Genomic DNA, 18,159 nt, shown 5'->3' with positions numbered 1-18,159 from the left:
TGGACACATCTTACCTAGCCGGACTTGCTCGATCTTCAATCGGCTCGCTGCCGAGCCTGGAGAATTTGCGTAAACTTATCTTCGTTCACCCGCGCTTCTTGAGATTGTCCGCCGATGCCTTCTTCGATCAGCAATTCGCTCCTGTGGATCTTCGACGCGTTCGAACGCGATCCGACGTATATGCGTCGGCGGATGTTTGGTAGCGACGCTGCGTATATCGATGGGCTGTTGTGCCTGGTCGCCGCCGATCGCGATAAGCCGTGGAATGGGCTGCTCGTCTGTACGTCGCGGGAACGCCACGCTACTCTGATTGCCGATATGCCTGCGTTGCGGCCTCACCCGGTGCTTGGGAAATGGCTTTACGTGCCGCAGGAGGATCCTGCGTTTGAAGACACTGCCGAGCAGTTGACGGCACTCGTACTGGAGCGGGACCCACGCGTGGGTGTCGAGCCTAAGCCGAAAAAGCGGCGCGGTAAGTCGGTGTTGCCGGAGAGTTGAAGCGCGGCAGTGCCGTTTCGGTCTCTCTTCCGGTCCGAACGCGCGCTCATGCCCGGCAGATCATCCAATCAGCCGCGAATCGCACGACCCCGTCATACTCTCGCCGACGAACCCGGCAGGGATGTAGAAGGGCATTCGATTGAAGTGGAGTTGCCGCGCTTTCATTGGTGACTACGCGAATTGCGGTCGGGCTTAAAGACCGGAAATAAGACTCGGCCTTGGCACACGCAAGTCGATTCAACCACTTATTCAATGGTCACGCAGTCTGCCGTCATCGCGAACGGTACGGCTTTCGTAGGAACCACATCGAACGAAGAATTGATGGCCGCCTATGTCCCTCCGCCTGCCTGGCAGTGGAGTTTCGGCGGCAGCGTCGTCGCACTCGATGTCGCGACCGGCGCAATCAAATGGCAACACGTGGAATGTCGGCTGCGGCCTCAACGTACCAGGCGTCTTCACCCTTCCGCCGGACGCCAACTGTCCCAATCCGAAAGGTCCGGACTCACAGGCGGTCTTCAGTGGGGATCGGCCAACGATGGCCAGTTCATTTATGTTGCGGTATCGAATAGCGGAATGACCGGAGCGGGAACGACGCCAGGCGTATGGCAATTGGCGAACGGCGGTGGCACCACCACGTCCGGCGGTTGGGCGTCGCTCAACGCGAATTCCGGCGCAGTGACGTGGACCACGCCGGACCCGCTCGGAAGCCGCGCGGAGGCAGCCGTCAGTGTCGCCAATGGCGTGGTCTTCGGATGCAATCTCGACTACACGAATGGCACGATGTACGCGCTCGATTCTTCCAACGGAAAAGTCCTGTGGTCATTCAATAGCGGGGGTGCATGCAATGCCGGGCCGGCCATTGCGGACGGCGTGGTGTTCTGGGGCTCTGGCTCGACGAGTGGTCCGGGGCCGCTGAAATTGTTCGCCTTCGGTCTGTAGGAAACGCCCGAGGCCCCGTCCGTTCGCGGCGGGGCCTTTGGCTCTTTGCTACGATGTGAGTCTGTTCCGAAGCCGGCGCATTTGGCGCGTACCGCCCGCCGGCCAGGAGTCATCACCGAACTCACCGAGCACTAGACCTTGACGATCCACATCCGCCCCGCCATCGCTTCCGACGCCCCCCTGATCCTGCGCTTCATCACCGAACTCGCGGTCTACGAAAAAGCCGGGCACGAAGTCGTCGCCGGCGTCGAAGACATCGAGAAGAGCCTGTTTTCCGAGGGCGCGCCCGCGAAAGCGCTGATCTGCGAAATGAACGGCGAGCCAGTCGGTTTTTGCGTGTACTTCTTTTCGTATTCGACGTGGCTCGGCAAGCAGGGGCTTTATCTGGAAGACCTGTACGTATCGCCCGCATCGCGTGGCAGCGGCGCGGGCAAACAGATGCTGCGCCATCTCGCGCAAATCGCCTGCGAAACGGGCTGCGCCCGGTTCGAATGGAGCGTGCTCGACTGGAACGAGCCGGCCATCGGCTTCTACAAGTCGATCGGCGCTAATCCGCAAAGCGAATGGGTACGTTATCGTCTCGCCGGCGACGCGCTCAAAGCATTCGCCGAAGGCGAAACCGAACGGAGCACCTAAGCCCGCTCACTGCGCGGAGGCCGCGACGGGCGCCACCTCGAATGCATCGCCCGTCGCGAAGAAGGTACCGCCGGCCACGTAATGGCATGTGCGCAGGTCGGGATCGTCGCCGAAATGCCAGCGGTTGCGCGAATACACGCGGCTATCCGCATACGCGGCGACCACCTCGCCGATGATCAGATCGTGCCGTTGGCTGTCGTCCGGAATCACCTTGCATTCCATCCAGGTGATGCAGCCGGCCAGCATCGGCACGTCGATTTTTTGCGCGCGGAAGGTCTCGAGATCGAACGCGGAGAACTTGTCGAGCTCGACGCCCGCGTGCGTGCCGACCGCGAGCGTTTGCGCGGCGAAACCGCGGCTCGGCAACTGCAGCCCGAACTCGCCGCTCGCTTCGATCAAGCGACGCGTCAGCGTGCGGCTATCGACGACCACCACCACCTTCGGCGGATTGAAGTCGAGCGGCATCGCCCATGACGCGGCCATCACGTTCGATCGACCATCGTGTGCGCTCGTGATCAGCGTGACGGGTCCGTGATTGAGCAGTTGAGTCGCGCGCGACAATTCCACGGTTTCTCGGGTGGCGTTCATAGCATCGTGATGGCGTCGAAAGGATGACGCTGATTGTAGCGGGGCGGGAGAAATGCGGTGCGGCGTAGGGCCGAGCGATACGAGAGCGATTCGAACCACGCGCGGATGGCGGCCGACTCGAACTGCCGGGCGGCGGCCCACAAGCCGCCGCCCGACCGGACTTCAAACGAATTTCAATGGAGCCTCAATGTGGCGCCTTGCCGTTCGGCACCGCATTGAGCGGCTTGTGCTGCTCTTCGCCGAGTCCCGGGAAGAACGCGTTCCAGGCGGCGCGCACGCCTTGCGCCGCGGTGGCTTCGGCGCCGACCGACTCGGCCGCGCCGTCCGCGGCTTTCGACGGATCGGCGGACAGGCCGCGCCAGTGCGTGAATACGAGCAACGGCTTTTCGGTCCACACGCCGTCGCCAAATTTCGCAAACGCCGTGTCCCCGCTGGCTAACTGCACTTCGTACCAGCCTTCGCGTACGGGCGTATGGATGGCAAGGTCAAACCACGGGGTCGGTTCGATTTCCTTCATGTCGTCTCCGGTCGGATAGATCGTCATCGATAACCACACTGAACGCATTGTTCGTGCCCATCGCCGGCGCCCCACCCGCCGCGCGACGGGACGGGCAACCGCGGCACACGCGGGCAAACCAGCACATCGGACCTGCGAAGTCGCCGCGCATACGACACGATAGCGCGACACGGGCCAGGCGGACAAACGTAAAACTTACATGCCCGGAGTGGCGGGCGTACGGCGTGGCGGGGTGGGTTTTTTGCGGGACCGGACGACGGTTTTTCCGCTCCGTTTTGCCGCGCGCTTCGCAGCCGGTCGCGCCTCGCCCTCCATCTCCCGCACCACCTCCGCCAGCGCTTTCACCGCGGGCCCCAAGCGCTCCGCCTCCGTATTGCCATACCCGATCACGAGCCCGTTCGTCTGCTCCGACGCCCCGATCGAAAACCCCGACAGCGCGCGCGGACTCGACCCCAACGCCTGCGCCCGCGCCGTGAGCGCGCGATCGTCGAGCGACGCCGGCAGCCGCAGCGTCAGATGCATGCCGCAATCGCCGCCAAGAATCGTCGCCGCCGGAAAATGCTCGGCCAGCGCGTCGCGCAGCGCCTGCTGCCGCTCGCGGTACAGCCGCCGCATCCGCCCGAGATGCCGCCCGAATTCGCCGCTCTCGATGAAATGCGCGAGCGCCAGCTGCTCCAGCCGATGCCCGCCGCGCAGCATCTCTTGCAGCGCAACAGCGGCGTGCGCGGCGATCGCGCGAGGCAGCACGACGAAGCCGATGCGTAGCGCCGGAAACATCGTCTTGCTGAACGAGCCGACGTACAGCACGGGCGCCGCGTCGACGAGGCCCTGCATGCTCGCGATCGGCTCGCCAGTGTGACGCACCTCGCCGTCGTAATCGTCCTCGATCAGCCACGCGCCGCGGCGCCGCGCCTCGGCAATCAGCGCAAGCCGCCGCGCCACCGACAGCACCGCGCCGGTCGGATACTGATGCGCGGGAGACGTGTAGATCAGTTTCGGCGGATGCGTGTGCCACGCGTCGGCCGGCACGGCCATGCCTTCGGCGTCGACGGGAATCGGCAGCGTGCACAAGTCGCCCGCGTTGAAAGCGGCCCTCGCGCCGCGATAGCCGGGGTCCTCGATCCATGCGATATCGCCGGGATTGGTCAGCAGTCGCACGCACAGATTCAGCGCCTCCTGCGCGCCCTCGGTGATCACGATCTGCGAACCATCGCAGCGCACGCCGCGCGCCATCCGCAGATGCGCGGCGATCGCGTCGCGCAGCGCGGGCTCGCCGGCCGGCGTGCCGTAGCCGAGCGCGCTCGGTAATGCGCGCTCCATCGCACGTTCGAGCGCGCGCCGCCACGCGGCAAGCGGGAAACGGTCCAGCGCGGGCGTGCCGGGGGTCAGCGCGTACGCGTTGTCGGCGTGCTTGTGCGACGCCGCGAACTGCTCGACGCGCGCCGCGTATACGACCTCCGGCGCGGCCGACGCCGCCGCCCGCTCGCCGCGCGCGGCGGGGCTCGACAGCGGGCTCACTCGCGTGCCCTGGCGATCGGCGATTACATAGCCGACCGCGGCGAGATGCTCGTAAGCGATCACGACCGTGTTGCGCGACACGCCCATTTCGGCGGCGAGCAGCCGCGACGACGGCAACAGCGACCCGGCCGGCAGACGACCGGCGAGAATCGCCTGCTGCAGACGTTCGATCAGCTGCTTTTGCAGCGGCGCGGGCCGCTTGGCCCCGCTGGCGCCGCTCGCGGCGAACGCGTCGTCCGCATGGACGAGCGGTCCGATGATTTCGATCATGATGGCTGGACCTATCGAATTAGCGTGTCGTGGATCTTTTTAACATACCACGTTTGCCGTATCGTTCCTGCATCGACACGCATCGGCATCCTCCGGCATCGCCCATTCATCGACAGGAGAACAGACATGGAACCCATACGTAACGCCTACGGGCAGCCAATCGGCGCGCCCCTGCCCGGCTGGCACGGCGCGCAGCCGCCGGGCCGCGAGCCGCTGAGCGGCCGCTATTGCCGGCTCGAAGCAGTCGACGTCGAGCGCCACGCGGCCGACCTCTTCGACGCGTACGGCTCGGCTACCGACGGCCGCGACTGGACCTATCTGGCGGTCGGCCCGTTCGACAGCCTCGCGGCCTATCGCGAGCGTCTGACGCAGATGGCGGCATCGAAAGATCCGCTGCACTACGCGGTCATCGACCTGGCGACGGGCAAGCCGGTCGGCACGCTCTCGCTGATGCGGATCGATCCGGCCAACGGCGTGATCGAAGTCGGCCACGTCACGTATTCGCCGCGGCTCAAGCGCACGCGCATCGCGACCGATGCGATGTGCCTGCTGCTAGGCGAAGTGTTCGACAAGCTCGGTTATCGGCGCTTCGAATGGAAATGCGATTCGCTGAACGAGCCGTCGCGCAAGGCCGCATTGCGCTATGGATTTACGTTCGAGGGGATCTTCCGGCAGGCGATCGTCTATCGCGAGCGCAATCGCGACACGGCGTGGTTTTCGATCATCGACAGCGAGTGGCCGGCATTGCGCTCGTGCTATGAGCGGTGGCTCGACGCGGGCAATTTCGATGCGCAAGGGCAGCAGGTCGAGCGGCTCGCCGATCTGATCGCGCAGCGCCGAGCGGCGGACGAGGCCCGGTAAAAGCGGACGATCGATAACCAGGCAACAGCTCGACCAGTTCGCCACGCGCGATATATTCGCCAAACATAAAGCTCCGCCCATACGCGACACCCGCCAGCGCGGCGCCGACGGAGGGAAATGAGCGAGCATGGGTGGGCTCCGGAAACTGGATCACGATGGGTATCCCCAACCGGGCCAACCGCGTGCCCGAATCCGTGAAATTTTCTTGAATGCCGCTCCGGGCGTGGCAGACAGCGGGTAGCACCGGCTGCCATCACCGCCCTCCTACGTGATCTCGTATCCACCTTCGTCCGCCAGCGAACGCGAGGTCAAGCGCGGTTCGCGCCGTGCATGGTAAATTCCAGCGTCGGCAAGACAACTCCAAGAACGTTCGGGTGCCCTGAACATCTTCGTCCGGTCCACCCGCCATTGGCGATACAAGGTAGATCGATGATCGACGTGAGTCAGCGTATTGTCTGGCGGCGCCCCTACGTTGCGCTGTGCAGCTGCGTCGCGCTGGCCGGCTGCATGGTCGGCCCCGACTACCACGCGCCGCCCGCGCCGGCCACCGACACCTTCACCACCACGCCGCTGCCCGACCAGACCGCCTCCGCGCCCGGCCCCGCAGGCCTGCCGCAGCGTTTCGCGCCGGCCCAGGGCATTCCCGCCGCGTGGTGGACGCTGTTTCATTGCGAGCCGCTCGACGCGCTGATCCGCGAGGCGATCGCCAACAGTCCGAACATGGCCGCCGCGCAGGCGGCGTTGCGACAGGCTCGCGAGAATTACACCGCGCAAGCCGGCGGCACCTTGCTGCCGAGCGTCGACGCGCAACTGAGCGCCACGCGCGAAAAGATCAACGGCATCGCGTTCGGTGAGCCCGGCCTCGTCGAGGAATTCAATCTCTACAACGCGTCGGTCAACGTCTCGTACAAGCTGGACGTGTTCGGCGGCGCGCGGCGCGAACTCGAAGCGCTGCATGCGCAGATCGACTATCAGCGCTTCCAGCTGCAGGCCGCCTACCTCACGATATCGGCCAACATCGTGACCGCGGCGGTCAAGGAAGCGTCGGTGCGCGCGCAGATCGACGCGACCGAGCGGATCGCTACCGAGGAAGAGCAGCAGCTGAACGTGCTCGACCAGCAACTCTCACTCGGCGGCGTGAGCCGCACGGCCGTGCTCGCGCAGGAAACGCTGCTCGCGCAGACCCGCGCGACGCTGCCGCCGCTGCAACAGCAGCTCGATCAGGCGCGCCATCAGCTTGCGGTACTCGCCGGCAAGCTGCCGAGCGATACCTCGGTGCCCGACTTCACGCTCGACATGTTCTCGCTGCCCGACACGCTGCCCGTGAGCCTGCCGTCGTCGCTGGTGCACCAGCGCCCCGACATCCTTGCCGCCGACGCCACGCTGCATCAGGCGAGCGCGCAGGTCGGCGTCGCGACCGCGGCGATGTATCCGCAGATCACGCTGTCCGCGAGCTACGGCGCCGAGGCGTTGACGCCCGCGCAGGTGCTCAGGGCCGGCAGCACGATCTGGAGCATCGGCGCGGGCTTGCTGCAACCGGTCTTTCACGGCGGCCAGCTGAGCGCGCAGAAGCGCGCGGCCGAGGCCGCCTACGAGCAGGCCGGCGCGCAATACCACGAGACGGTGCTGCTCGCGTTCCAGAACGTTGCGGACACGCTGCGCGCGCTCGAACACGACGCAACCGGCCTCAAGGCGCAGACCGACGCGTCGCGCGCCGCGAGCGATTCGCTCGAACTGACGCGCGGACAGTATCGGGTCGGCGGCGTCAGCTACCTCGCGCTGCTCGACGCGCAACGCCAGTATCAGCAAACGGTCGTGAGTCTCGCGCAGGCGCAGGCCGCGCGTTACGCCGACACGGCGGCGCTGTTCCAGGCGCTCGGCGGCGGCTGGTGGAATGCCGCCGCGCCCGAGTCCGCGGCCGCGCCGGCCGCCGCGTCGGCGAGCGCCTCGAACACGTCGTCGCCATCAGCAACGACGGCAACCGCCGCAACGCCACATTGACCGTGCCCTGACGCAACCCCAGCCCTCGCCTCAAGACGAGCAAGGACATCACGATGGCCGAAAGAAAACCGATGACAAAGCGGATGGTGATCATGTTGATCTGCGTCGGCCTGTTGCTCGCCGCGCTGGTCGGCTTCAACCTGTTCCGCGCGCACATGTTCGCGAAGTTCATGGCGGCCAACACCGCGCCGCCCGCCACGGTCTCGGCGGTGGTGGTCCACTATCAGTCGTGGCAGCCGCAGCTCGCAGCGGTCGGCAGCCTGCGCGCGGTGCGCGGCGTAGACGTGACGACCGAAGTCGCCGGCCTCGTGCGCGAGGTCGCGTTCGCGTCGGGGCAGGAAGCGAAAGCCGGACAGGTCCTCGTGCGACTCAACGCCGACAGCGACGTCGCGCTGCTGCAATCGTTGCAGGCCGCGGCCCAACTCGCGCAGACGGTCTACGAGCGCGACCGCGCGCAGTACGACATCAAGGCGATCGCGAAGGCGCAGCTCGACGCCGATGCTGCCGACCTCAAGGGCAAGAAGGCGCAGGTCGCGCAACAGCAGGCGCTCGTCGACAAGAAGACGATTCGCGCGCCGTTCGCGGGGCGCCTCGGCATCACGACGATCAATCCGGGGCAATATCTGAATCCCGGCGACGCGATCGTCACACTGCAAGCCATCGATCCGATCTACGCCGACTTCTCGGTACCGCAACAACAGCTCGGCCAGCTCGCGATCGGCGCGACCGTCAGCGTCGATACCAACGCGTACAGCGGGAAAACCTTCACCGGCAAGATCCAGTCGATGAGCCCGAAAATCGACAGCGCGACGCGCAACGTACAGATCGAAGCGAGCGTCGACAATCGCGAGCGCAAGCTGCTGCCCGGCATGTACGCGAACGTGAAGATCGACTCGGGCGCCGAACAGCGCTACCTGACCCTGCCGCAAACGGCGATCACCTACAACCCGTATGGCGCAACCGTGTTCGTCGTGAAGCCCGGCACGCAGCCCAACGCGCAGGGCAAGACGCTGCCCGTCGCGCAGCAGGTGTTCGTAACGCCGGGGCCGACGCGCGGCGACCAGGTGGCGATTCTGAAGGGCATCGACGACGGCACGCGGGTCGTGACGAGCGGCCAGATCAAGCTCAAGAACGGCACGCCGCTAATCATCGACAACCGCGTGCAGCCGTCGGACAGTCCGAATCCGACGCCGCAGGAACAATAAGCGAGGCCGCCCGATCATGTTCACGGACATCTTCATCCGCCGGCCGGTACTCGCTTCGGTCGTGAGCCTGCTGATCCTCGTGCTCGGGCTGCGCGCGCTCGCGGTGCTCAAGGTCAGCCAGTATCCGCAGACCGAAAACGCGGTCGTCACGATCATGACGGCCTACTACGGCGCGAACTCGGACACCATCGCCGGCTTCATCACGCAGCCGCTCGAAGCGGCGATCGCGCAGGCGCAGGGCATCGACTACATGTCGTCGACGAGCATAACGGGCGTGTCGACGATCATCGCGACGCTGCGTCTGAACTACGATGCGAACCGCGCGCTGACCGAGATCAACACGCAGATCGGCTCGGTGCGCAACCAGTTGCCGCCGCAGGCGCAGCAGCCGGTGCTGACGGTGCAGACCGGGCAGACCACCGACGCGATGTACATGGGCTTCTACAGCAGCGTGCTGCCGAGCAACAACGTCACCGATTACCTGCTGCGCGTGGTCAAGCCGAAGCTCGATTCGATCCAGGGCGTGCAGACCGCCGAAGTGCTCGGCGGCCGGCAGTTCGCCATGCGCGCGTGGCTCGATTCGGCGCGGCTCGCCGCGCACGGCGTGAGCGCGAGCGACGTGTACACCGCGCTCGGCAACAACAACTATCTCGCCACGCTCGGCACGACGAAGGGGCAAATGGTCAGCGTCGACCTGGAAGCGGGCACGGACCTGCACACCGTCGACGACTTCAAGCAGCTCGTCGTCAAGCAGAAGAACGGCTCGATCGTGCGCCTCGAGGATGTCGCGAACGTCGTGCTCGGCGCCGACAGCTACGACTTCAACGTCGCGTTCAGCGGCAAGCGTTCGGTGTTCATCGGCATCAAGGTCGCGCCGGACGCGAACATTCTCGACGTAGCCAAGCGCGTGAAAACCGTGTTTCCCGATCTGCAGAAGCAGTTTCCGACCGGCATGACGGGCGACATCGTTTATGACGCGACCGACTTCGTCAACACCGCGATCAGGGAAGTGATCAAAACGCTCGTCGAAGCGCTCGTGATCGTGACCGTCGTGATCTTCCTGTTTCTCGGCAGCTTCCGCGCGGTGATCGTGCCGTTGATCGCGATGCCGCTGTCGCTGATCGGCACGTTCTTCGTGATGCAGGTGCTCGGCTATTCGATCAATCTGCTCACGCTGCTCGCACTCGTGCTCGCGATCGGGCTCGTCGTGGACGACGCGATCATCGTCGTCGAGAACGTCGATCGGCACATGAAGCACGAAGGCAGAACACCGTTCGACGCTGCACTGATCGCCGCTCGCGAACTGGGCGGCCCGATCGTCGCGATGACCGTCGTGCTGATCGCCGTGTACGCGCCGATCGGCTTCCAGGGCGGGCTGACGGGCGCGCTCTTCACCGAATTCGCGTTCACGCTCGCGGGCGCGGTGACGGTGTCGGGCGTGATCGCACTCACGTTGTCGCCGATGATGTGCTCGCGCTTCTTCCGCACCGGGCAGGAGTCGGGGCGCTTCGCGCGTTTCGTCGACCGCCAGTTCGAGCGCGTGCATCGCGGCTACGGCCGGCTGTTGCATGCGACGCTCGACACCTGGCCCGTGTTCGTGATCATGGGCGCGCTGCTGCTGTGCGGCACCGTGTACCTGTTCATGACCTCGAAGTCGGAACTCGCGCCGCAGGAAGACCAGGGTGTCGTGCTTTCGCAGATCGTCGGACCGCCGAACGCGACGATCCAGCAAATGCAGACCTATGCGGACCAGGTGTTCGATGCGTCGAAGACGCTGCCCGAATACTCGCAGATGTTCCAGCTCACGGGCTCGCCGACCATCAATCATGGTATCGGCGGCGTGCTGTTCAAGACCTGGGATCAGCGCGGCAAGAACGCGACCGTGCTGCAGCAGGAGTTGCAGCAGAAGTGGAATCAGATCGCGGGCGCGCGCGTCGCCGCGTTCCAGTTTCCGCCGCTGCCGGGCGCGCAGGGCTTGCCGGTGCAGTTCGTGATCAGCACGACCGAGCCGTTCGAAAACCTCAACGAGGTGTCGCAAGCAGTGCTGGAAAAAGCGCGAGAGAGCGGCATGTTCTTCTTCGTCGATAGCGACCTGAAAATCGACAAGCCGGAAGTGACGCTCGTCGTCGATCGCGACAAGGTGGCCTCGCTCGGGCTGTCGCAAAGCGACGTCGGACAGGCGCTCGGTTCGGCGCTGGGTGGCGGCTACGTCAACTACTTCTCGATCGCTGGACGCTCGTACAAGGTGATTCCGCAGGTGCTGCAAACCGACCGGCTCAATCCGTCGCAAGTGCTCGACTACTATCTGCGCACGCCGGACGGCAGCGTGATTCCGGCGTCGACGGTCGTGCATCTGCGGCACAGCGTCGTGCCCGAATCGATCAACCACTTCCAGCAGTTGAACTCGGCGACGATCTCCGGCGTCATCGTGCCGGGCGTCTCGCAAGGCCAGGTGCTCGATTTTCTGCGCCAGGCGACCGCGCAGGTCGCGCCCGCCGGCTATTCGGTCGATTACTCGGGAGAGTCTCGCCAGTTCGTGCAGGAGTCGGGCGGCTTCGTCATCACGCTGCTGCTCGCGACGATCATCGTGTTCCTCGCGCTCGCCGCGCAATTCGAGAGCTTCCGCGATCCGATCGTGATCCTGATTTCGGTGCCGATGGCGCTGTTCGGCGCGCTGATCTTCATCAACATCGGCCTGACGACGCTGAACATCTACACGCAGGTCGGCCTCGTCACGCTGATGGGGCTCGTCAGCAAGCACGGCATTCTGATCGTGCAGTTCGCCAACGAATTGCAGCGCGCGGGCCGCGCGAAGCGCGAAGCGGTCGAGGAAGCGGCGGGCGTGCGGCTGCGCCCGATCCTGATGACGACCGCTGCGATGGTGCTCGGCGTGGTGCCGCTCGTGATCGCGTCGGGCGCGGGCGCGGCGGGCCGCAACGCAATGGGGCTCGTGATCTTCACCGGGATGTCGATCGGCACGCTGTTCACGTTGTTCGTCGTGCCGGCGATGTACATGTTTCTGGCCGCCGAACACCAGCGGCATGCTCAGGCGCCGAAGGCCGACGAGGCGGGTCGGGCGGGTTAGACCCTGGGTGATCGCGTACCCGGCGCGCGGGTTGTCCGAAATCTGAAAGCCGTTGTCCTGATGACTTTACTCGCGTCACTTAGACTACGGTGCATTCGCTGCGCAACGCGGCGCAACACCAACCGGAGCCACGCACGATGAAAGCGATTCAGTTCAAATCTTTTGGCAACCCCGAAGTGCTCGAATACGTCGATCTGCCGACGCCGCAGGCCGACGCGGAGCATGCGGTCGTGCGGGTCATGGCGGCCTCGGTCAATCCGAGCGACGTGAAGAACGTGTCCGGCCATTTCGAACATACGGTGCTGCCGCGCACGCCGGGGCGCGACTTCAGCGGCGTGGTGGTGGACGGCCCGGCCGCGTGGCTCGACGCCGAGGTGTGGGGGACCGGCGGCGACATCGGCTTCACGCGCGACGGCACGCACGCCGAGTACCTCGGCATTCCGGTCGCGGCGCTGTCGCGCAAGCCCGTGGCGTTGAGCCACGTCGAGGCGGCGGCGATCGGCGTGAACTTCGTGGTCGCGTGGCTCGGCACCGTCGAATACGCAAAGTTGCAGGCCGGCGAGACCATTGCCGTGCTTGGCGCGGGCGGCGGTGTCGGTGGCGCGGTCGTGCAGATCGCGAAAGCGCGAGGCGCGCGCGTGATCGCCGTCGACCGCCGGCCGCTCGATCCCGCCACGCCCGCGGGCCGCCTGATCGACGCCTACGTGGCGTTCGACGAACACGCGGCCGCACGCGTGCGCGAGCTGACCGGCGGCGCGGGCGCGGAAGTCGTGTACGACACGGTAGGCGGTGTCGCGTTCGAGACCGCGCTGGGTCTCGCGAAGCGGCGCGGCCGCGTGCTCGAAATCAGCGGGACCGGCAAGCGCCGCGTCGAGTTCGATCTGATCGACTTCTATCACAACGAGACGCAATTGCTCGGCGTCGACAGCGCGAAGCTCGGCGTCGCGGAATCGGCGCCGCTGATGACGGCGCTCGTCGAGGGCTTCGACAACGGCAAGCTGAGCGGCCCGGCGATCGCACAGGAATTCCCGCTCGCCCGCGCGCGCGAAGCCTACGAGGCGGTCGCCGCCGGCACGCGCGGGCGCGTCGTGATTCGCATGCAATAACCGTCCCTCTGGCACAGTGCATTGAAGCTGCGGCCTCCGGGCGTCCGCGACACGCTAAGATTGAGGCCGCCGGGCGCCCGCGCCGTCCGGCGAGAACGGCAAAAGCATTGCCTCGGAGAATCTGATGTCTGAAGAATATGAAGTACACGGTCCGCACGACCATGCCGTCGAACACGCCGGCCACGCCGCGCATCACGACGCCGATCCGTTCGCGAGCCGCATGGCCGTGATGACCGCGATCCTCGCGACGATCGGCGCGCTGTGCGCGTACCAGAGCGGCAACGCCGAAAACCTCGCGCTGTTCTTCAAGAACGAAGCCGCGATCAAGAAGACCGAAGCGTCGAACCAGTGGAGCTACTACCAGGCGAAGGGCGAAAAGGAAAACCTCGCGGAACTCGGCGCGGCGCTGTCGGCGCCCAATAGCGACGCGCACGCGAAGTTCGTCGCCGACGTCGAGAAATACAAGCAGCAGAAGGAGCCGATCCGCGCGAACGCAGAAGCGATCGAAAAACAGGTCGTCGCCGCCGATACGCGCAGCGAAACGCTGTTGCACGGCCATCATCGCTGGGCTCAGGCGACGCTGCTGATTCAGGTCGCGATTGCGCTGTGCGCGATCACGCTGCTCACGCGCAAGAACTGGCTGCGCAATCTGTCGTACCTCGTCGCGGGAGTGGGCGTCTTGACCGCGAGCGCAGCGTTTTTCGGGCTATGAGCGGGATGCTTGCGTTACTTTTCACCCAGAGCTTTGCAATCGGGAGAGTGTCGTGATCGATGGGTCCGCCGTGGTCGGCGTGTTTTCCGTGTATATCGCGGGCGTGGTGAGTCCGGGCCCGAACTTCGTCGCGGTCGCGCACAAGGCCGCTTCGGCGACGCGCATCGAAGCGCTCGCGATGGTCGCCGGCATCGTGCTCGTCAATCTGTTCTGGGCCAGCTGCGCGATTCTTGGCGTCGGCATCGTGTTCGCCGCGTTCCCGTGGCTCGCGCTCGTGGTCAGGATCGTGGGCGCGTGTTACCTGCTGTGGTTCGGCGGACGGCTGATCTTCAATGCCTCGGCGGCGCGCCAAGCGGTGCTCGTCAAGGCACCGGCGGGCGGCTTCAGGCAGGCGTTCGCGCAGGGCTTCGCGACCAACATCGCGAATCCGAAGTCGATGGCGTTTTTTGCCGCGGTGTTTTCGTCGGCGGCGCCAGCGCATGTGAGTACCGGCACGTTCGCCGCGATGCTCGGCATGGTGTTCGTCGTCGCGAGCGGCTGGTATGGGTTCGTCGCGCTGGCGCTGTCGCATCAGCGCATTGCGTCGGCTTATCGGCGCGGCAAGATGTGGGTGGATCGCGTGTGCGGCGGCTTGATCGTTGCGTTGGGGGTGCGGCAGCTGATTCGTTGAGGCGGCACTGACGTGTGCGTGAGCACCAATGTACCAGCACCAATGTGCCAGCCTCAATCCGCGAGCCCGCGCGCACGCTCCAGCAACAACTCGCGCTCGCGCGTATTGCGCGTCATCGCCGCGGCGCGCTCGAACTCCGCGCGGGCTTCGTCGACGCGTCCAAGCTTGACCAGCAGATCGCCGCGCACGCTCGGCAGCCAGTGATAATTCGCGAGCGCCGAACCGGCGGCGAGCGCATCGACGATCTCGAGTCCGGCCGCCGGCCCGAACGCCATCCCCACCGCGACCGCGCGATTCAACTCCACTACCGGCGACGGCGCGACCTGCGCCAACGCATCGTAGAGCGCGACGATCTGCGCCCAGTCGGTGTCCTCGGCGCGGCGCGCCCGCGCATGGCATGCGGCGAGCGCCGCCTGCAACGCATACGGCCCGCTCGCGCCGCCGAGCGCATGCGCGTTGTCCAGCGCCGCGAGGCCGCGGCGAATCAGCAGCGGGTCCCAGCGGCTGCGATCCTGATCGAGCAGCAGTACCGGACGCCCCTGGGCGTCGGTGCGCGCGTGCGTGCGCGACGCCTGAATCTCCATCAGTGCAACGAGACCGTGGACTTCGCTCTCGTCGGCTACGAGTCCGCTCAACACGCGCCCCAGCCGCAACGCCTCCTCGCATAGCGTCGGGCGCATCCAGTCGTCGCCGGCCGTGGCCGAATAACCTTCGTTGAAAATCAGGTAGATCACCTGCAGCACCGACGCGAGCCGCGCCGCGCGCGCGTCCGCCTGCGGCACCTCGAACTGCACGCGCGCCGCCGACAGCGTGCGTTTCGCGCGCACGATCCGCTGCGCGATGGTCGGCTCCGGCACGAGAAACGCGCGCGCGATTTCGTCGGTGGTGAGGCCGCCGAGCAGGCGCAGCGTCAGCGCGACGCGCGCATCGGTCGATAGCACCGGATGGCTCGCGGTGAAGATGAGCCGCAGCAGATCGTCGCCGATGTCGTCGGCGCGCGCGGCGTCGAGCGAATCGACGAAATCGGGCACCACGTGCGCTTCGATCGCGTCGAGATCGTGGCCGAGTTCCTCGCGCTTGCGCGCATGCAGCGCCTCCTGGCGCAGGCGATCGAGCGCGCGGTTCTTCGCGGCCGTCATCAGCCACGCTCCGGGGTTGTCGGGCACGCCCGCGTCCGGCCAATGCTCGAGCGCGGCAACCAGCGCGTCCTGCGCGAGTTCCTCGGCGAGCCCCACGTCGCGCACGATCCGCGCGACGTGAGCGATGACCTTCGCGGATTCGATCCGCCAGACAGCGTCGATCGCACGATGGGTGGCCTGTATCGTCACGGTGTCAGCCTTCACCTGCTGCCGGCGGTTGCGCGTTCAGGACCATGTACGCGGGCTCCCAGACGTAGTCCATCAAATCAGCGGCGATCTTCTTCGAGCTTGTGAAAGCGCTCGACTTCCGGCCCCGGCTCGAAGTCGTCGAGTTCGAACAGCTGCCGCACTTCGATTTCGCCATCGGCGTGCTCGCCGAACGGCGCCGGAAAACGCCGCGCCCATTCCATCGCCTCGTCGCGCGAGCGCACCTGGATCAACGTGTAGCCCGCGATCAGCTCCTTGGTCTCCACGAACGGCCCGTCCACGATGCTCCGTTTGCCGCCGCTATAGCGCACGCGCCAGCCTTTCGAGCTCGGCTGCAGGCCCGTCGCGTCGAGCAGCACGCCGGCCTTCGCGAGTTCTTCGTGGTAGGCGCCCATGGCGGCGATCAGCGACGGTTCGGGCATCTCGCCGGCTTCGCTCGCGGCCGTGGCTTTTACGATGATCATGAATCGCATGTCGTTGCTCCTTGTTGTTAGTGGTTGGTCGTGAGTGGATTCTTGTGAATCGCCTGGCGGGGCCACGCCGGCTCGCCCCTTACTCACACGACGCGCGATGCACGGTCCGATCGACACGCGCGGCGGTCCCCACATCCCAGGGAAAACACCGAAGCTGGTGAAGTGGGAGTCACGCGTGCCTAGATGAAGCACGGTCCGAGCTTGCGCACCTCGACCGTGCACCACGACGCCGCCGGGCAGGTTTGCGCGATCGCCACGGCCTCTTCACGGCTGTCGCAGTTCAACAGAAAGAAGCCGCCGATCATCTCCTTCGCCTCGGCGAACGGCCCGTCGACGAGCTTCGATTGGCCATGGCGGACCTGCACGCGCACGGCGTCCTTCTGCGAAGTCAGTGACTCGACCGCGAGCAGCTTGCCGCGCGCTTTCAGGTCCCCGGAGAAACGCACCATCTGGTCGTAGAGGTCGCGGCCCGCAACTTCGCCGCGCTCCTCGCGTTGGTCCGTGGGTTCGACGATCAGCAGCATGTAGGACATGATGTCTCCGATAGGGCTCGGTTGTATGCGCGGGTCGGCATCGCAACGACGCCAGCGACGCCTGGTCTCGGCGGTATGCAGGGGCACGCAGCAGGTAGGCGGCAAGCGGCCGCAGCCAGTCTAGCAAGCGGGAATCGCAGCGGCAAACGCGCCCGGCGAGACTTCTACGGACACTCGTAACAAGCCGCGCCACGCGCATCGGCCGGCCTCGCCCGGGCTCGCCGATAGCGCATTGAGCGCATCGCCGGTGACCCGCGACGCTTTCGAAATGCGCGCCGCCAGATGCGTGCCGCTCAAACCGCCGCTTCCGCCAGCGCCCGCAGTCGCGCGGAACGCATCAAACCTTCGATCATTTTCGCTTCCGCGCTCGCCAGCTCGCTTAGCGACGCCGCCGACAACTGTCCGTCGAAAATCGCTAGCGCCGCGCACAGACGTGCGTAGTCGTCGTCTTCGAGCGACCAGCGGCCAGTCTGGCGCTCGCGCACATCGAGTCGCACCATCGCCGCATGCGCGCTTTCGATGTCGGCGCGCGCGTCGGCGCCCAGTCCGGCATGCACAAGTTCCTGCGACACCAGCAAATGCCGGCTCAGCGTCGCGTGCAGAATGCGCGCGCCGTGGCCGCGGCGGAATGCATCGAGCGCGGCGTAGGCCTGCAACAGCATGGTCTGCGTGACCGGCGCATGCGCGGTGCGGCTCTGGGTCAGAGAACGCAACAATGGGGACATGGCCGTGCGGCCGGGCTTGCGAACTCGCGACTTGCTGGACATCGATTCAACCTCCTTGTTTCGGCAGCGCACCCGGACTTCGGCACGCGACGGCGGCAAACGCCGCGCTCAAACGTCCGACGTCTATCGCGCCCGACAGTTCACGCCATGCGACGTGCGTTCTTCGAACGTATCGAAGAACGCAGTGTCCGCATATCGGTTCGAAGCCGCCAGAAACAAGAAGCCCGCTTCGTTGAGACGAAAAAAAGCCCTGTTCCGCGAGGAACAGGGCTGACAGGATGGAACGGCCGAGCAGGCGCGTGGATGCCTGCCAACCTATAACCACCTAACCTGCAAAGCTATTGCTTACGTGTACTGCACCGGCAATTTCTACCGCTCGACAGCAAGCTTCAGGCTGCCGATTCAAACTACCACTTCAATTGCGACTGCATGTGGGCCGGTCCTCGCTATCTGCTGCTTCTGGCCGCTACCCCTGT

Annotated in this window: 18 protein-coding genes; 11 read left to right on the top strand and 7 right to left on the bottom strand. The window is 65.7% G+C overall.

The features are described 5' to 3' along the window. Positions 1-114: 114 nt before the first annotated feature. The 3 genes from HDG39_RS08285 (at position 115) to HDG39_RS08275 (ending at position 2,073) form a co-directional block, all read left to right on the top strand. Positions 115-498 (top strand): hypothetical protein, encoded by a 384-nt coding sequence (locus tag HDG39_RS08285; RefSeq protein ID WP_184004885.1) that lies wholly within the window; start codon positions 115-117, stop codon positions 496-498. Between the two features lie 252 nt (positions 499-750). After that, a complete protein-coding gene (locus HDG39_RS08280; RefSeq protein WP_184004882.1) occupies positions 751-1,437 on the top strand; it encodes an outer membrane protein assembly factor BamB family protein in 687 nt (228 codons plus the stop codon). Positions 1,438-1,575: 138 nt separating this feature from the next. Beyond that, positions 1,576-2,073, top strand: a complete 498-nt coding sequence (locus HDG39_RS08275; RefSeq protein ID WP_184004879.1) for a GNAT family N-acetyltransferase — start codon at positions 1,576-1,578, stop codon at positions 2,071-2,073. A 6-nt stretch (positions 2,074-2,079) separates the two neighbouring features. Here HDG39_RS08275 and HDG39_RS08270 read toward each other — a convergent pair whose 3' ends face one another. The 3 genes from HDG39_RS08270 to pdxR form a co-directional block, all read right to left on the bottom strand. Beyond that, positions 2,080-2,661 (bottom strand): flavin reductase family protein, encoded by a 582-nt coding sequence (locus HDG39_RS08270; protein WP_184004876.1) that lies wholly within the window; start codon positions 2,659-2,661, stop codon positions 2,080-2,082. A gap of 184 nt (positions 2,662-2,845) precedes the next feature. Further along, positions 2,846-3,178, bottom strand: a complete 333-nt coding sequence (locus HDG39_RS08265; RefSeq protein ID WP_026226426.1) for a hypothetical protein — start codon at positions 3,176-3,178, stop codon at positions 2,846-2,848. 195 nt (positions 3,179-3,373) lie between these two features. Further along, a complete protein-coding gene (gene pdxR / locus HDG39_RS08260) occupies positions 3,374-4,966 on the bottom strand; it encodes a MocR-like pyridoxine biosynthesis transcription factor PdxR (protein ID WP_184004873.1) in 1,593 nt (530 codons plus the stop codon). 126 nt (positions 4,967-5,092) lie between these two features. On the opposite strand from pdxR, the gene HDG39_RS08255 reads away from it, so the two are divergent. From HDG39_RS08255 to HDG39_RS08225, 7 genes are all read left to right on the top strand, one after another. After that, positions 5,093-5,827, top strand: coding sequence for a GNAT family N-acetyltransferase (locus tag HDG39_RS08255; RefSeq protein ID WP_184004870.1), 735 nt, complete (start codon positions 5,093-5,095; stop codon positions 5,825-5,827). A gap of 429 nt (positions 5,828-6,256) precedes the next feature. After that, positions 6,257-7,828, top strand: coding sequence for an efflux transporter outer membrane subunit (locus HDG39_RS08250; protein ID WP_184004867.1), 1,572 nt, complete (start codon positions 6,257-6,259; stop codon positions 7,826-7,828). 53 nt (positions 7,829-7,881) lie between these two features. Next, positions 7,882-9,033, top strand: coding sequence for an efflux RND transporter periplasmic adaptor subunit (locus HDG39_RS08245; RefSeq protein WP_184004864.1), 1,152 nt, complete (start codon positions 7,882-7,884; stop codon positions 9,031-9,033). A 16-nt stretch (positions 9,034-9,049) separates the two neighbouring features. Further along, positions 9,050-12,118, top strand: a complete 3,069-nt coding sequence (locus HDG39_RS08240) for an efflux RND transporter permease subunit (protein WP_221305652.1) — start codon at positions 9,050-9,052, stop codon at positions 12,116-12,118. Positions 12,119-12,255: 137 nt separating this feature from the next. Further along, entirely contained in the window at positions 12,256-13,224 is a 969-nt protein-coding gene (locus tag HDG39_RS08235; RefSeq protein ID WP_184004862.1) for a quinone oxidoreductase family protein, read from the top strand. A 124-nt stretch (positions 13,225-13,348) separates the two neighbouring features. Then, complete coding sequence (locus HDG39_RS08230) at positions 13,349-13,936, top strand: DUF4337 domain-containing protein (protein WP_184004860.1); 588 nt, start codon at positions 13,349-13,351, stop codon at positions 13,934-13,936. Positions 13,937-13,988: 52 nt separating this feature from the next. Further along, on the top strand, positions 13,989-14,606 hold the full coding sequence (locus HDG39_RS08225; protein ID WP_018423910.1) for a LysE family translocator: 618 nt from the start codon (positions 13,989-13,991) through the stop codon (positions 14,604-14,606). Between the two features lie 53 nt (positions 14,607-14,659). Here HDG39_RS08225 and HDG39_RS08220 read toward each other — a convergent pair whose 3' ends face one another. The 4 genes from HDG39_RS08220 to HDG39_RS08205 form a co-directional block, all read right to left on the bottom strand. Then, positions 14,660-15,934 carry an RNA polymerase sigma factor gene (locus HDG39_RS08220; protein WP_184004857.1) on the bottom strand — a complete coding sequence of 425 codons (1,275 nt, stop codon included), beginning with the start codon at positions 15,932-15,934 and terminating at the stop codon, positions 14,660-14,662. Between the two features lie 77 nt (positions 15,935-16,011). After that, the gene (locus HDG39_RS08215) at positions 16,012-16,425 is read right to left on the bottom strand and encodes a YciI family protein (protein WP_018423912.1); all 414 of its coding nucleotides are present in this window, start codon (positions 16,423-16,425) and stop codon (positions 16,012-16,014) included. Between the two features lie 179 nt (positions 16,426-16,604). Then, positions 16,605-16,958, bottom strand: coding sequence for a YciI family protein (locus tag HDG39_RS08210; protein ID WP_184004854.1), 354 nt, complete (start codon positions 16,956-16,958; stop codon positions 16,605-16,607). Between the two features lie 293 nt (positions 16,959-17,251). Beyond that, on the bottom strand, positions 17,252-17,725 hold the full coding sequence (locus HDG39_RS08205) for a hypothetical protein (RefSeq protein ID WP_184004851.1): 474 nt from the start codon (positions 17,723-17,725) through the stop codon (positions 17,252-17,254). Between HDG39_RS08205 and HDG39_RS08200 the strand changes: the two genes are divergently transcribed. Then, positions 17,715-17,957 carry a hypothetical protein gene (locus HDG39_RS08200; RefSeq protein ID WP_184004848.1) on the top strand — a complete coding sequence of 81 codons (243 nt, stop codon included), beginning with the start codon at positions 17,715-17,717 and terminating at the stop codon, positions 17,955-17,957. The genes HDG39_RS08205 and HDG39_RS08200 overlap by 11 nt on opposite strands. Positions 17,958-18,159: the final 202 nt, after the last annotated feature.

It is taken from the genome of Paraburkholderia lebeckiae, from assembly GCF_014201005.1.
GTDB lineage: Bacteria > Pseudomonadota > Gammaproteobacteria > Burkholderiales > Burkholderiaceae > Paraburkholderia > Paraburkholderia tuberum.
This window is presented reverse-complemented; position numbering and strand designations above follow the sequence as displayed.